This window comes from Streptomyces sp. NRRL B-1347 (assembly GCF_000720325.1).
Classification (GTDB): domain Bacteria; phylum Actinomycetota; class Actinomycetes; order Streptomycetales; family Streptomycetaceae; genus Streptomyces.
Map to the genome: position 1 here is coordinate 189,999 of NZ_JOJM01000004.1, position 13,926 is coordinate 203,924.

Sequence of the window (13,926 nt, forward strand, 5' to 3'; positions counted from 1 at the left end):
GTCAGCGGTGCACGTACGCGTTGAGCGGTGACACCCCGTCCAGGTCGACCTGGAGCCCGCGCAGCGCCTTCGAGTACAGGAACGTGCGCACCGGCACGTACACCGGCACGACCGCCGCCTCCTCCATCACGCGCCGGTCCACCTTGGACCACAGCTCGCCCGCGGCGGGCAGGGAGCTCGCGGAGTCGGCCGCCTCGATCGCCGCGTCGACGTCGGCGCTCTTCAGGCGCGAGTAGTTCGACGAGGCGGGGTAGGTGAACTCGCCGTCGAAGTAGTCCGGCATGAACGTGGAGGCGACGGGCAGCCCACCGCCCACGGGGAAGCGGAACAGGTCGTACTTGCCGTCGCCCGCGTTCTTGTAATAGGCGGAGATGTCGGCCCGCTCGACCTTGACCCGGAAACCGGCCCGCTCCAGGGCGGCCTCGATCACGTCGGCCCGCTTGGCGTCCGTGTCCGAGCCGTACCCGAGGGTGATCCGGTAGCCGCTCTCGTCCGCCTCCTTCAGGAGCTTCCGCGCCTTGGCCGGGTCGCCGCGCTCCCCGGCGCCGTACAGGTCGAAGGTGTCGGCCCCGCGGATGCCGGGCGGCAGCAGACTGTGCTGCACGGTGCCGTCCTCGCCGCTCGCCGCGAGGATGTCGCCCGCGGGCAGTGCGGTGGCGATGGCCTTGCGGACCTTGCGGTCCTTCACCCGGGCGGTGTTGACGACGTACGCGTGCACGTACGAGGCGGGCGCCGAGAGCCGCCCGGTGCCGGAGGCCTTGCCGAGGGAGTCCTGGCGCACCGAACCGGTGAAGGACATCACGGCGTCGCCCGGACCCGCCGCCGTCGTACGGGACTTGATCTCGTCGACGGTGAGACCGCCCTCGACGCGGTAGAGGTCCGGGTACGCGGTGCGCAGCGGGTCGGTGTCCGGCTTCCACTCGGGGTTGCGGGCCAGGGTGACGTTCTTCGCGCCCGTGTAGGTGGTGATCTGGTACGGGCCGGTCGACGGCGTGGCCCCGGAGCTGGCCTCCTTCGCGCCCCTGGGCACGGGGGCGCCGGAGGGCCCGGCGAGGGCGACGTTGAAGTCCGGGTGGGCGCGGTCGAGGTGGAAGACGACGGTGCGGTCGTCGGGGGTCTCGATGGTGCCCGGAGCCAGCGTGCGGTCGCCGGTGTTGCCCGGGCCCATGATCCAGTTGCGTACGGTCCTGTCGCCGGAGGCGAACGCCGGGTCGAGCGTGCGCTCGACGGCGTAGGCGAAGTCCTGGGCCCGCACTCGGGAGCCGTCGTTGTACGTCAGCCCTTCCTTGAGGGTGAACGTCCAGGTCCGGCCGCCGGACGAGAGGCGCCCCGTGTCGGTGGCCAGGTCGCCGACCAGCTTGACGGAGCCGTCGGACTGCGTCTTGAGGCCCGTCAGGCTGCGGTAGACCAGGCGGGAGACGAGCCGGTCGGTGCCCGACCACATCTTGCCGGGGTCGACGGTGGTGATGTCGCCGGGTTCGACGACGGTGACCGTGCCGCCTTTGGTGGCCCCGGCGACGGCGGGCGCGGGCCCCTTCGAGTCCGCCGCCGTGCCGGTGGTCAGCGTCTCGGTCTTGGCCACCTCGGCCACGGCGCCGGACTTGCCGCCGGTCACGGGCCGCTCGGAGCTGTCCGTCCGCCGCTTGCCGGAGTCGTCGTCACCGCCGCCCTTGCCGAAGGGCTGGACGATGGTGAACGTGGCGACGATCGCGGCGACGGCGACGGCCGCCCCGGCGGGAAGCCACCATCTGCGCCACCACGGACGCGGGCCGTTGCCCGCCAGGACCAGCGGCTGGGGCGCGGGCCACGGCGTCGGCGGGCCCTGGGGTCTGGGTGGGGCGAGCGGGTAGGAGGTCGCGCCGACCGGCTCCGGCGGCGCGGCCGGAGGCACCGGTTCGGGCCGGGCGGCGGCCGTGCGCGCCAAGCCCTCCAGGGCCACGCGCGCCCCGTCGGCGTTCGGCCGGCCCGCGGGGTCCTTCGCCAGCAGCCTGCCGACCAGCTCGTCCCACCCGGGCGCGAGGCCCGGACGCCGTACGGACGGCGCGACCGGGGTCTCGTACACGTGGCAGTGCATCAGGGCGGCCTCCGACGGTGCGTCGAAGGGCGGTGAGCCGGTGAGCATCTCGTGGACCATGCAGCCCAGCGAGTACACGTCGGTGCGGCCGTCGGCGGGCCCGCGCGTGAACCGCTCGGGGGCCATGTAGTGCAGCGTGCCGATGGGGGAGTCGGAGGTGCGGGTGAGGTAGCCGCCGGTCGCCCCGGTCGCGTCGAGGAACTTGGCGATGCCGAAGTCGAGGACCTTCACCGTGCCCTCGTCGGTGACGATCACGTTGGCGGGCTTGATGTCCCGGTGCACGATGCCCGCCCGGTGGGCGACGTCGAGCGCCCGGCACACCTGCCCCGCGATGTCCGCCACCCGCTCCGGCGCGAGCCCGTTCCCGTCGGCGAGCAGCGCGTTCACCGTACGGCCCGTCAGGAGCGGCATGACGAGGTACGGGACGTCGCCGTCCGCGCCGTGGTCGAAGACCGGCACGATGTACGAGCTGTCGAGGGCCGCGGCGGCCCGCGCCTCCCGTACGAAGAGCGCGAGCATCCGCTCCCGCTCGGGTCCCGACGTGTGCCGGGGCAGGCCGAGCAGCTTCACGGCCACGTCCCGGTCGAGGCGCGCGTCGCGGGCCCGCCAGACGGCGCCCATGCCTCCCGCGCCTATTCGCTCCGTGAGCGTGTACCGCCCGTCCAGGACCGTGCCGCGCATTTCCTACCCCAACCCCCCGACGAGGCGCGCCCGCTGTGGGCGGCAAGGTCAATTTACCCGTGCCGTGCTGGAGTTGGAGAGATTTGGTGACGCAGGCGCGGACGACTGCGTCGCGGCTGCGCCTCACCTGCGTCTCATCGGGCGGAACGGCCCGGGTCCGGGCGGTCGTTCAGCGCGCCTGGAGGCGGTCGTCGAGCCCCGCGGCCTTGAAGGCGGCCACGAGGTCGTCGTGGCCCTCGGTGAAGTGCGCCCAGCTGTCGCAGTGGACGGGCACGACCCGGCGCGCCCCGAGGATCACGGCGGCCTGGGCGGCCTGGGCGCTGTCGAGGACGAGGAGGGCACCGTCGAAGACGGGCACGCGGGGCGCTCCGGCGAAGAGGACGGCGGTGTCGACGGGGCCGAAGCGCGCGGCGATCTCGCGGACCCGGTCGAGCGAGGCGTTGTCCCCGCTCACGTACACCGTGGGCAGGTCGGACGACGTCAGGACGAAGCCGACGACCTCGCCGATGGTCGCCTCGACCTCCTCGACGCCGAGCTCCTCCGGGCCGTGCAGCGCGGGCACGCCGGTCACGGTCACCGTCCTGCCGTCGGGGCGGTCAAGGTCGACCGACGCCCACGGCGCCAGGCCCTGCGCGGCACCGCCCAGACGGCGGGCACCGCTGGGAGTGGTGAGGGTGAGCGGTATCTCGGCGAGCAGGGCCCGGCCCGAGACGTCGAGGTTGTCGGGGTGCTCGTCGTGCGAGAGCAGCACGACGTCGACGCGGCCGAGGTCGGCGGGCGCGGCCGCGGCGGGCGCCGTCTTGACCAGCTCGCCGCCCGGCACCTGGTAGGTGCGGGGGGTGTCGAAGGTGGGGTCGGTGAGGAACGTCAGACCGCCGTACTCGAAGAGCGCGGTCGGTCCGCCGAAGACGCGTACGGGAATCTGCTCGCCGGGTGTGCCGGACGGGGGCCGGGGTTCGCCGGAAGAGGGCAGCGGGGAGGTCACGAGAAGAACACCTCACGGATGAGTAGGGGTGTATCCGTGAGAGGAAGCTAGTTGTTTCTCATGGATGAACGCAAGCCATAACATGAGAGTCATGAAGGACAGCGCGACCGCCGAGCCGGATCTGCCGCCCGCGCCGGGCGCCGACGAGCACCCCGCCCTCGACTTCGCCAACAGCGCGATCGCGCTGCCCGGCGGCCAGTTCCTCGATCTGCTCGGCAGCCCCGCGGCGACGAACCGATGGCTCGTCGCACGCGGGCTCGCCCCCGTCGACGCCGGACTCCAGGAGATGTGCGCCGCGCAACTGCGGGCGCTGCGCGAACAGATCAGGGCCCTGCTCGCCGCCCACGTCGACGGCCACCCCGCACCCGCGAGCGCGCTCGCGGCGGTCAACGAGGCCCTGACCCGGGCGCCCGCGGCCTCCCTGCTGCACTGGGACCCCACCCGCGGCCTGTACCGGGCCGCCTCGCACCCCACCACCCAGATCGTCGAGCACGCCCTCGCGGCCCTCGCTGCCGACGCCGCCGACCTCCTGACCGGGCCCGACGCCGACCGCCTCACCGCCTGCGGCTCCACGCCCTGCAACCGCTACCTGCTGCGCCACGGCCGCCGCCACTGGTGCTCCACCCGCTGCGGCGACCGGGCCCGGGCGGCCCGCGCCTACGCGCGGCGCACCCGAGCCGACAGGTGCTGAGGCCCGTGCCGGGAGGTGCCGAGGCCCGTACCGGCGTGCGCTCAGGTCCGCAGCGGCGGACGGCCCGTCAGCGGCCGGTGGATCCGTCGATCTGCTCGCGCAGGATGTCGGCGTGGCCCGCGTGCCGGCCGGTCTCTTCGATCATGTGCGCCAGGACCCATCGCATCGAGGGGCCCGCCCCCCGGCGCGGGGGCCGCGGGGCGGGAAGCGCCAGATCGGGGCAGGCGTCGATGACTTGGTTCGCCCGCTCGACGGTCCTGCGGTAGTCGGCGAGCAGGCTGTCGACGGTGTCCTCGGCCGACGGCCGCATGGTCGCGTGCCAGGGGCCGACCTCCTCACCGAGGAAGTAGAACCGCTCGACGATCGCCAGATGCCTGAGCAGCCCGAGGAGGCTCGTGCCCGAGGGCACGCCGCCCCTCCGGACGTGCGGCTCCGGCACTCCGCTCACCTTGCCCGCGACCGAGTCACGCAGCTGATCGAGGATGCCCAGCAGGGTCGCCTTCTCGTCGTTGCCCGTGTCCGCGGTCATACGGCGGCCCGCTGGACGAGTAGGACGTTGTCGACGACGGTCGCGGTCTCACCGGCGGGTCCGGTGGCCCGGCGGCGGGGCATGTCGGCGCGCAGGACGGACCAGCGCGCCGGGTCGAGAGCGAGCTCGGCGGCGGTCTCGTCGGGCGTGGGGTAGTGGATGTCGGGGTCCTGGTTCCACGACCAGGGCGCGGTGGAGCCGTGGTCGACGACCAGCAGCAGACCACCGGGCCGCAGGGCCCGTGCGGCGGTGCGCAGGATGTCGGCGCGGGGCAGCTCGAACGGCGTCTGGAAGTACTGGGCGGAGACCAGGTCGAATCGACCCGCCGGGAAGCTGTCGGCCAGGTCGTGCCGCTCGGCGTTCACCAGCTCCCCGACGCCGAGCTCGCGGGCGCGCGCCCGTACCCGCTGGACGGCGGTGGCGGAGATGTCCACGGCGGTCACGTGCCAGCCCTGCTGGGCCAGCCAGATCGAGTCGCCGCCGGGGCCGCAGCCCAGGTCCAGGGCGGCGCCGGGGCGCAGCGGCGCGGCGACCTCGGCGAGCAGCGGGTTGACGCGCGTGCCCCAGCCGCCGCGGGCGCGGTGGATCCGCTCCCAGAACTGGGCGGCGCTCTCCTCCTCCGCCGCGCCGTGCTCGCTTACGGTCTCGTCGGTGGGCTGTGACTGGTCGGTGGGACGCATCTGGGGTGCCCTTCGTGTTCGTCTTGGTCTTCGCCGGTCGCCGCCGCGCCGGAGGGGGTGCGGCCGTGCGCCACCGCCTTGGGGCGAGGCTGCTCCGCTGGGTGGGCCCCGGCTCGACTCGGATCCGTCGATGTGCCGACAGGATCGTCACGGCCGTTCCGCACTTGCAAGGAAAGTTGCGGATACGCAAAATCGAGCGGCATGGACACCCCCGCTGAAGACGTGCTGGCCGGAGTCGGGCCGAGGCTGCGCGCCCTGCGCCGGGCGCGCAACGCCACGCTCGCCGCCCTGGCGACGGAGACCGGCCTCACCGCGAGCACCCTCTCCCGCCTGGAGAACGGCAAGCTGCGCCCCACCCTTGAGCAGTTGCTGCCCCTGGCCCGTGCGCACGGCGTCCCGCTCGACGACCTCGTCGCCGCGCCACCCACCGGCGACCCGCGCGTGCACCTGCGGCCGGTGCGGCGGTCCGGGCTCGTGCTGGTGCCCCTGACCAGGCGGCCGGGCGGCATCCAGGCCTACAAGGTCATCTATCCGCCCGCGGGGCAGGTATCCACCACGAAGCGGCAGACCCACGAGGGCTACGGGTGGTTCTACGTCCTCGACGGACACGTCAGGTTCGTACTCGCCGAGGAGGAGTACCTCCTCGGCGCGGGCGAGGCCGTGGAGTTCGACGCCCGCGTACCGCACTGGATCGGCAGCGCCGAGAGCCGGCCCGCGGAAGTGCTCGTCCTGGTCGGCCCGCAGGGCGAGCACCCCCATGTGACACCGGTCGGACGCTGAGGAGCCAGAGGACCCATCGGGGTCGCTACTTGGGCGGGAGCTCGGCGGTGACGTCCATGGCCCAGGCCAGCCACTCGTCCAGGACGTCGTCGTCGAGGGTCTCCTCCGCCAGCAGGACCCAGCCCTTCTGGTCCTTGCCCCGGATCACCAGGGGTGCGGCGCCGGGGCGCGCCAGGGCTTCGGCGGTCCTGTCCTTGCCGACGCGGACCATGAGGCCCTCGTCGTACAGGTTGGCCAGCGCGTTTCCCTGGAGGAGGAAGGTCAGGCCGCTGAACATCCTCTTCGCGGCCACCCCCTCCGGCTCCAGCCGTTCCCTGATGCGTTCCGCGAGCACTTCGTCGTAAGCCATGACTCCACCTCGTCGTCGGACGGCCCGGGAGGGCGTGCTGTGGTCATCGTTTCCGTCGGGCGTGGGTGCGGCCACCCGTGGGCAGGGCGGTGCCCTGCCGTGCCGACCGACCGGCTGCTCACCGGCCCTGGTGGTGCGGCTGGAGGAGCTCGTGCACGGTTCCGGAGTCGTCGCGCAGGGTCGCGGAGATGCCCCACGGCCTGGGCTGCGGCTCCTGGACGAAGGTCACGCCCCGCGCGGACAGGTCGGCGAAAGCGGCGTGGCAGTCCTCGACGGTGAACGTGCAGCCGATCAGGACGCCCTTGGCGAGCAGCGCGGTGAGTTGCCCGGCGGACTCGGGGTCCATCACCTGCGGCCCCGGGACCATCAGGGAGACCTGCACCTCCGGCTGGGCCTCGGCCCCCACGGTGACCCAGCGCATGCCGTCCCCGAACGGCACGTCGGTGCGCGGCCGCAGGCCGAGCTTGTCGGTGAAGAACGTCTTGGCCGCGTCCTGGTCCAGCACCCAGACGACGGCCGTGTTCACTCCAGTAATCATGATCTTTCCTGTCTGTGCGGAGCTTGCGGACGATTCCCACGCTAGGGGCCCTTTAGGACAGCTCACGTCACTAATGCCTGGCAGTCTGGAAGGCATGACCCAGGACCTGCCCGCCCGGATGCTGCGCCTGCTCTCCCTGCTCCAGACGCGCCGCACCTGGTCCGGCACCGAACTCGCCGAGCGGCTCGGTGTCACCCTGCGCACCGTCCGCCGTGACATCGACCGGCTCCGCGATCTCGGCTACCCGGTCCAGGGCACCACCGGCACCGCGGGCGGCTACCGCCTGGCCGCCGGAACCGACCTGCCCCCGCTGCTCCTGGACGACGAGGAAGCCGTCGCCATCGCCGTCGCCCTGCGCACCGCCACCAGCGGCGTCACCGGCATCGAGGAGACCGCGGTGCGCGCCCTGGCCAAACTCGAGCAAGTGCTACCGCAACGGCTGCGCCGCCAAGTGACCGCGATCCAGGCCACCGCCGCCCCGCTCCCCGTGCCCTGGAGCACAGGACCCGAGGCCGACCCCACCGTCCTCGCCACCCTGGCCACGGCCTGCCGCGACCACGAGACCGTCACCTTCACCTACCGGACCGGCAAAGGGGTCACCGGCCGGCGCCGGGCCGAACCGCACGCCCTGGTCGCCGCCGCCCCCGTCTGGTACCTCGTCGCCTACGACACCGAACACGACGAATGGCGGCTCTTCCGCATCGACCGCCTCACCGACCCCACCCCCACCGGCCACCGAGCCGCCGCCCGCGAACTGCCCGCCACCGACGCGGCCGCCTACGTCGCCGCCCGCCTGGCCGCCGCCCCCGCCCGCTACGCCTTCCACGCCGTCGTCCCCGCCGACCCCGCCACGGTCCGCGCCCGCACCCACGCCCTCCCCGACCGCGTACGCCGCGTCGACGAGACGACCAGCACCCTCGACCTCGCCGCCGACGACCCTCACCACATCGCCGGACAGCTCCTCGGCACCGACCTCGGCCCCAGCCACACCATCCACGGCACCCCCGAACTCGCCCCTCACCTGGAAAGGCTCGCCCACCGCCTGCTGCGCGCGGCCCACGCGCTCAACAGACAAGGCCACCCGAGCGAGGAGTGCGCGGAGCCGGGCACCGGATGCGAGCCGTAGACGCCGGTCGCGCCCTGAAGTCCGGGCGCGTACCGGCTAGTTGGTCTCCTCGGTGGCCGCGGTGCGGGTGCGGCGGCTCAGCAAGGTGGACCCCACGATCACCACGCCGATGGCAATGACCTTCGCGGCGCCGTGGTAGCCGGACGCCAGCTCCTGCGGGGTGCCGGGCAGTCGGAAGAGGACCAGCGCCGCGAGACCCCCGAAGACCATCAGTGCGACGGCCCCCCACGTCCCGAGGTCCGCCCACCAGGGCTCCGGGGCGTAACCCCGCTCGTCGGTGCGCTCAACGTCCTTGTCGACCACGGTCTGTTCTCCCGGCTGTGTGCATAGTGCATGTGCTGACGGTCGCACGGGAAGACGTGGGGCCGGTGCGGAAGGTTCCACCAGGTCAGACACTGGAGCCGACATCCTGTCAGGAGCGAGGACCCGGCCTCAGCGGAAGGCGGCGACATTGCGGGCGACCCAGTCGTGGAAGGGGCGCGGGGCGCGGCCGAGCACCCGTTCCACGTCCGGGCTGATCCGTAGTTCGGCCGGGTTCGGGGCGGAGATGATGTCCAGGGTGTCGTCGGCGAGTTCGGACGGTACGAACCGGGTCATCATGGACTTGGCCTCGGCGCGGGTGAGTTCGTGGAACCGCACCGGCGAGCCGAGCGCGGTGGCGATGACCTCCGCCTGCTGGCGCGGTGTGATCACCTGCGGCCCGGTCAGCTCGTACACTCCGCCGTTGTGACGGTCGTCCAGCAGGCAGGCCGCCGCGACCTCGGCGATGTCCGCCGGGTCGATGACCGGCACCCCCGCGTCGCCGAAGGGTGCGGCAACCATCCCCTGGGTACGGACGGACTCCGCCCAGGCCAGGGCGTTGGAGGCGAAGCCGCCCGGGCGCAGCACGGCCCAGCCGAGGCCGGACTCCCGCAACGCGTCCTCCAGCGCACGCATCGCGACCCGCGTCGGGCCGAGCGGCCTGGTCGACACGCCCTGCGAGGAGAGCAGGACGACCCGGCTGATCCCGCTGGCCGCGGCCAGGTCGATGAGGTCGGCCGGCCTGGCTTCGGGGGCGTGCAGGTCGCCGGAGAGCAAAAGGAACAGCGCCTTCGCCCCCTCAAGCGCGGGCGCGAGGCTCGCCGGCTCGGCCAGGTCGGCCGTCACGTGCCGGACCCCGTCCGGCATCGGCGCCGCGTGCCGCGACACCGCCGTCACCTGCTCGCCCGCCTTCGCCAGGGCCTGCGTCAAAGGCCGCCCGATGTTCCCGGTGGCTCCGGTCACCACGATCATGTTCAGCTCCTAGTCCGTTTGCGCTACGGCCCTTGACGCTAGAAGTCGGGCTTACTCTCCGTAAGGACGTACCCAGAGGTAAGCTCCGGACATGAAGGAAGGCGCGCAGCTGAGACGGGCCGAGGCGGGTCGGCGGTATGAGGTGTTTCACACCGACTGCCCCGCGCGTGACGTGGTCGACCACGTGACCAGCAGGTGGGGCGTCTGGGTGCTGATCTCCTTGCGCAGCAACGACCTTCGGTTCTACGAGCTGCGCGACAGCATCCAGGGCGTCAGCGAGAAGATGCTCGCCCAGACCCTGCGCGCCCTGGTGCGGGACGGCCTGGTCCGGCGGGAGGTCGAGCCGACGACACCGCCCCAAGTCACCTACGGGCTGACCGAGTTCGGCCAGGACATCGGTGAGTCCCTGACGGACCTGCTCGACCGCGTCACACGGCGGCTGCCGCCCCCCACCGCGGGATAGCGCGGTAGCGGTCGGCCTCGAAGGCGCGTCCGGCGTGACCCCGAGCGCCGCGGTCGCGGGCGGACGGGTGGTCGGCTACGCCCCGATGTCCTCGTTCCACAGCTCCGGGTGGGCCTTCGTGAAGGCGGTCATCAGGGTGACGCAATCGGGGTCGTCCAGGACCACGACCTCCACGCCGTGCTCGGCCAGCCAGTCGTGCCCGCCGTGGAACGTCCGGGCCTCCCCGACGACGACGCGGGAGATGCCGAACTGCCGGACCAGGCCGCTGCAGTACCAGCAGGGCGAGAGCGTCGTGACCATCGTCGTACCGCGGTACGAGCGCTGCCGTCCCGCCGCGCGGAACGCGGCGGTCTCCGCGTGGGCCGACGGATCGCCGTCCTGGACGCGGCGGTTGTGGCCGCGGCCGAGCAGGGTGGTTCCGTCCGGCGCGTACAGGGCGGCGCCGATCGGGATGCCGCCCTCGGCCAGACCGGCGCGCGCCTCCTCAAGAGCGGTGCGCAGCATGCGCCGGTCGTCGGATTCCCTCGACATGCAGCTGTCCTCCTGGAGTGCGGGCGCCGCGGCCCGCCCAGCCTGGCACGGACCCGCCCCGGGCGGCGCGACGCGTCAGCGGGGGCACGTAAGACTTTCGTCATGAGATTCAGGGAGTGTCGGGGACCCCGCGCACGTCGTACTGGGCAGGAGCACACCCGATCACTTCGCGGAGGCATGACATGGGACGCGTACGGCGCACGCTCGGCAGGCCGTGGTTCATCACGGTGCTGGTCACCGGGGTCGTGCTGGTGGGAGCGGGGCTGTACTGGTTCCAGCCGTGGAAGCTGTGGGTGGACGAGACCGTACGGGACCCGCTGCCCGTGGCGGCGGCCGGGGACGACGCGCCCGAGGGCCTGGCCGACGGGGAGCTGATCAGCCACGAGCACGAGACCAGCGGCTCGATCCGGGTCCTGCGCCTCGCGGACGGCACCCGCGTCCTCCGCCTCACGGACCTGGACACGAGCAACGGACCCGCCCTGCGGGTCTGGCTCACCGACGCGGAAGTGAAGCCGGGCAAGGACGGCTGGCACGTGTTCGACGACGGCCGACACGTCAGCCTGGGCGCGCTCAAGGGCAACAAGGGCGACCAGAACTACCCGCTGCCCGCCGACCTCGACCTGAACCGGTACCGCAGCGTCTCCATCTGGTGCGACCGCTTCGACGTGTCCTTCGGCGCCGCCGAACTGACCCGCGCCTGACTGGTTGCAGCGGTGACTGCGGGAGTCGTTTCGCACGTGGGAGGCCTGCGGATGCCCAGCGCCGGCTGGGCCTCGCCGGTCAGTCGATGCCGTCGATGATGCGGAAGTCGCGCTCGACGCCGTCGGGGAGGGCCACCAGCGCCTTCTGGTACGCCTCGCTCTCGTATGCCGCGACGGCCTGTTCAAAGCTGTCGAACTCGATCAGAACGACGCGCTGCGTGATTCCGGCCTCGTGGGCGACGACTCGACCGCCACGGGACGGAATCCGGGACAGGGTGCGCCCGCCCCCGGCCTGGACAGCCGGACCGGCCAGCTTGTCGTAGGCGGCCAGCCCCTCGGGGTCGGAAAGGGCGGGGTAGACACTGACCCAGTAGCCCTTAGGCATGGAAACCTCCTGTGTCCGGCCGGACGGGTCCGACTTCGAATGGGCACTTCATATGCGCAGGTTAGAGCTTGATCTGCGGCCGAGGGAAAGACCGGTACGGGATAGACTCAGAACGGATCGTTATCAATCGGCGGGGAGGGCGCGTGGCGCCGGATACGGTGAGCCTGCGGTACTTCCTGGTGCTGGCGCAGGAGTTGAACTTCACCCGCGCGGCCGCACGGATCGGTATCGCACAGCCCGCACTCAGCGCCCGGATGCGCCGACTGGAGGCGGAACTCGGTACGGCCCTGCTGGTCCGCAACACGCGTAGCGTCGTACTGACCACGGCCGGTGCGGCTTTGGCGGAGTCCGCGCCGCCCGCGCTGGCGGCGCTGGACCGGGCATGGGACACCGCCCGGAGCGCGGCGGCCGGTGAACTGGGCACGCTGCGCATCGGATACAGCCTCAGCACCGGGGCCGAGACGACACCGGCCCTGGTGGACAGGCTGATGCGCGGCAACAGCGGACTCGAGGTCGGCGCGGTCCCGATGGCGACACCGGAGATCTCCCCGGCGGTCGCCGACGGCCGCATCGATGCCGGGATCACCCGCGGTGAACAGCCGGGCCGTGGCGTGCGCCGGTTCCTGCTGCGGCGTGCGCGCATCGGGGTCCAGCTGGCGCGGCACCATCCGCTGGCCGAACACCCGGAGATCGAGATCGCCGACGCGGCCGCGTATCCGCTGCGACTCCCGGACCGTGCGGCCAACCCCGTGATCCACGATCAGCTGTCCGCACTGTTCCGGGACACCCGACCCCACCCCCGGTTCCACACGCCCGCAGTCTCTTTCGACATGTCTCAGCGCGACCTGCGCGACGGGGTCACCCTCGCCCCGGCCGGAGAAGCCGCGGCCACGGCACAACCGGCCGGTCTCACCTGGCGACCGCTACGAGGCGCGCCCAGCATGACGATCCACCTGGTCCTCCCGCGCGAGCAGTCGCCGCTGCACCGCCGCGTCCGTGCCGCCGCCAAAACCCTGGCGCACGAGCAGCACTGGCTGCCGGACTGACGCGCGAGAGGCCGAGCGCGACGGACGCCGAACCGGACAGGCACGGGGAACCGGCGGGAACGCCCGCCGCGCGGTGCGGGCCCGGCGGCCCCCTTCGGGCGTTCGGACCTCCCGGCGGGCCGGCGGGCACGCGGCGGGTCCGAATCGGATCATGGATCCAAGGATCGAGCTCGATGCCGTCGGGGGAGCGCGGGACGCGTTCGGGGAGCGCGTACGGAAGCGACTGCGCTGCGCGACGGCCGCCGCCGTGCTGCTCCTGGCGGCCGTCTACGCCGCCTTCGTCCTGACCGGGACCGGCCAGCGGTGGGAGAACGCCGCGCTGGCCGGACGGCACCTCGACGAATCCCTCGCCGCGGCCCACGACGCGAGCCGCCTCCTGGACCACATCACGGTCTCCTCGCTGGCCGCGGCCGTCCTGGTGCTGGCCGCGATCGGGCTGCTGCGCAGGCGGTACGCGCTCACCGCGGCGGCCGTCGGCACGGTGTGCGGGTCGCTGCTGGCCGCCGAGATCCTCAAGCGGTACGTCCTGCCCCGGCCCGACCTCGTCGACGCGCCGGACGGCCTCACGCACAACAGCTTCCCCAGCGGGCACACCACCATCGCGATGAGCGTGATGTTCGGCCTGATCCTCGTCGTGCCCTACCGGCTGCGCGGCCTGGCCGCCGGAATCTGCTACCTGTGGGCGGCCTTCGTCGGCGCCTACACCGTGGCCGCGGGCTGGCACCGGCCCAGCGACATGCTCGGCGCCGACCTGCTCGTCCTGGCCGTCGTCTGCGGCCTCACCGCAGCCCTCGCCCGCACCGGCCGGGTACGCCGGGCGGGTGGGCGCCGCTTCCCCCTGCGCGCCCTGCTCGTCGTCCTCCCCCTGACCTTCTTCGCCCTCACCGGCCTGGTGACCGGCACGATCCTGCTGCTCGACTCCATGTTCCGGCTGGACGCCCGCGACCCCGCCGTGCCCCGGCTGGCCTACGAGTCCGGACACGCCCTGGCCGCCGGAGCCGGTGCCGCCGTCACACTGCTCCTGCTCGCCCTGCTGCGCCACGTCGACCTGGACGGCCCCGGCCCGCGCCGCAGCCGTGGGCGCGTGCTGTGACG

The 13,926-nt window shown here is 72.9% G+C and carries 17 protein-coding genes; 7 read left to right on the top strand and 10 right to left on the bottom strand.

Features of this window, described 5'->3' with window-relative positions:
* Window position 1: 1 nt before the first annotated feature.
* Both IG74_RS45630 and IG74_RS0106240 read right to left on the bottom strand, forming a co-directional pair.
* Window positions 2-2,755 carry an ABC transporter substrate-binding protein gene (locus tag IG74_RS45630; RefSeq protein ID WP_037824591.1) on the bottom strand — a complete coding sequence of 918 codons (2,754 nt, stop codon included), beginning with the start codon at window positions 2,753-2,755 and terminating at the stop codon, window positions 2-4.
* 169 nt (window positions 2,756-2,924) lie between these two features.
* Window positions 2,925-3,728: an MBL fold metallo-hydrolase gene (locus IG74_RS0106240; protein WP_051854665.1), complete on the bottom strand. Its 804-nt coding sequence runs from the start codon at window positions 3,726-3,728 to the stop codon at window positions 2,925-2,927.
* A gap of 103 nt (window positions 3,729-3,831) precedes the next feature.
* On the opposite strand from IG74_RS0106240, the gene IG74_RS0106245 reads away from it, so the two are divergent.
* Complete coding sequence (locus tag IG74_RS0106245; RefSeq protein WP_030670929.1) at window positions 3,832-4,431, top strand: ABATE domain-containing protein; 600 nt, start codon at window positions 3,832-3,834, stop codon at window positions 4,429-4,431.
* Between the two features lie 67 nt (window positions 4,432-4,498).
* Here the strand turns inward: IG74_RS0106245 and IG74_RS0106250 are convergent, their stop codons facing one another.
* A complete protein-coding gene (locus tag IG74_RS0106250) occupies window positions 4,499-4,960 on the bottom strand; it encodes a DinB family protein (protein WP_030670932.1) in 462 nt (153 codons plus the stop codon).
* Complete coding sequence (locus tag IG74_RS0106255) at window positions 4,957-5,640, bottom strand: class I SAM-dependent methyltransferase (RefSeq protein ID WP_030670935.1); 684 nt, start codon at window positions 5,638-5,640, stop codon at window positions 4,957-4,959. Before IG74_RS0106255 ends, IG74_RS0106250 begins: the two co-directional genes overlap by 4 nt.
* Before the next feature lie 201 nt (window positions 5,641-5,841).
* Here IG74_RS0106255 and IG74_RS0106260 point away from each other — a divergent pair, with 201 nt between their 5' ends.
* Entirely contained in the window at window positions 5,842-6,420 is a 579-nt protein-coding gene (locus IG74_RS0106260; protein ID WP_030670938.1) for a helix-turn-helix domain-containing protein, read from the top strand.
* Between the two features lie 25 nt (window positions 6,421-6,445).
* Here the strand turns inward: IG74_RS0106260 and IG74_RS0106265 are convergent, their stop codons facing one another.
* A complete protein-coding gene (locus IG74_RS0106265; protein WP_030670941.1) occupies window positions 6,446-6,769 on the bottom strand; it encodes a TfoX/Sxy family protein in 324 nt (107 codons plus the stop codon).
* Between the two features lie 118 nt (window positions 6,770-6,887).
* Window positions 6,888-7,307: a VOC family protein gene (locus IG74_RS0106270; protein WP_051854618.1), complete on the bottom strand. Its 420-nt coding sequence runs from the start codon at window positions 7,305-7,307 to the stop codon at window positions 6,888-6,890.
* Between the two features lie 94 nt (window positions 7,308-7,401).
* Here IG74_RS0106270 and IG74_RS0106275 point away from each other — a divergent pair, with 94 nt between their 5' ends.
* Window positions 7,402-8,433: a helix-turn-helix transcriptional regulator gene (locus tag IG74_RS0106275; RefSeq protein WP_051854619.1), complete on the top strand. Its 1,032-nt coding sequence runs from the start codon at window positions 7,402-7,404 to the stop codon at window positions 8,431-8,433.
* 36 nt (window positions 8,434-8,469) lie between these two features.
* On the opposite strand, the gene IG74_RS0106280 is transcribed toward IG74_RS0106275, so the two are convergent.
* Both IG74_RS0106280 and IG74_RS0106285 read right to left on the bottom strand, forming a co-directional pair.
* Window positions 8,470-8,736: a hypothetical protein gene (locus IG74_RS0106280; RefSeq protein ID WP_030670951.1), complete on the bottom strand. Its 267-nt coding sequence runs from the start codon at window positions 8,734-8,736 to the stop codon at window positions 8,470-8,472.
* Between the two features lie 129 nt (window positions 8,737-8,865).
* A complete protein-coding gene (locus IG74_RS0106285; RefSeq protein WP_030670953.1) occupies window positions 8,866-9,705 on the bottom strand; it encodes an SDR family oxidoreductase in 840 nt (279 codons plus the stop codon).
* 91 nt (window positions 9,706-9,796) lie between these two features.
* Between IG74_RS0106285 and IG74_RS0106290 the strand changes: the two genes are divergently transcribed.
* A complete protein-coding gene (locus tag IG74_RS0106290; RefSeq protein WP_030670957.1) occupies window positions 9,797-10,168 on the top strand; it encodes a winged helix-turn-helix transcriptional regulator in 372 nt (123 codons plus the stop codon).
* A 75-nt stretch (window positions 10,169-10,243) separates the two neighbouring features.
* On the opposite strand, the gene IG74_RS0106295 is transcribed toward IG74_RS0106290, so the two are convergent.
* Window positions 10,244-10,699, bottom strand: coding sequence for a nucleoside deaminase (locus IG74_RS0106295; protein WP_030670960.1), 456 nt, complete (start codon window positions 10,697-10,699; stop codon window positions 10,244-10,246).
* A gap of 182 nt (window positions 10,700-10,881) precedes the next feature.
* Between IG74_RS0106295 and IG74_RS0106300 the strand changes: the two genes are divergently transcribed.
* The gene (locus IG74_RS0106300; protein WP_030670963.1) at window positions 10,882-11,400 is read left to right on the top strand and encodes a DM13 domain-containing protein; all 519 of its coding nucleotides are present in this window, start codon (window positions 10,882-10,884) and stop codon (window positions 11,398-11,400) included.
* Between the two features lie 79 nt (window positions 11,401-11,479).
* On the opposite strand, the gene IG74_RS0106305 is transcribed toward IG74_RS0106300, so the two are convergent.
* Window positions 11,480-11,785: a DUF1330 domain-containing protein gene (locus IG74_RS0106305; RefSeq protein ID WP_030670966.1), complete on the bottom strand. Its 306-nt coding sequence runs from the start codon at window positions 11,783-11,785 to the stop codon at window positions 11,480-11,482.
* A gap of 143 nt (window positions 11,786-11,928) precedes the next feature.
* On the opposite strand from IG74_RS0106305, the gene IG74_RS0106310 reads away from it, so the two are divergent.
* Both IG74_RS0106310 and IG74_RS0106315 read left to right on the top strand, forming a co-directional pair.
* On the top strand, window positions 11,929-12,831 hold the full coding sequence (locus tag IG74_RS0106310) for a LysR family transcriptional regulator (RefSeq protein ID WP_030670969.1): 903 nt from the start codon (window positions 11,929-11,931) through the stop codon (window positions 12,829-12,831).
* Window positions 12,832-12,982: 151 nt separating this feature from the next.
* Window positions 12,983-13,924 carry a phosphatase PAP2 family protein gene (locus tag IG74_RS0106315; protein ID WP_051854620.1) on the top strand — a complete coding sequence of 314 codons (942 nt, stop codon included), beginning with the start codon at window positions 12,983-12,985 and terminating at the stop codon, window positions 13,922-13,924.
* The last annotated feature ends 2 nt before the right edge of the window (window positions 13,925-13,926 follow it).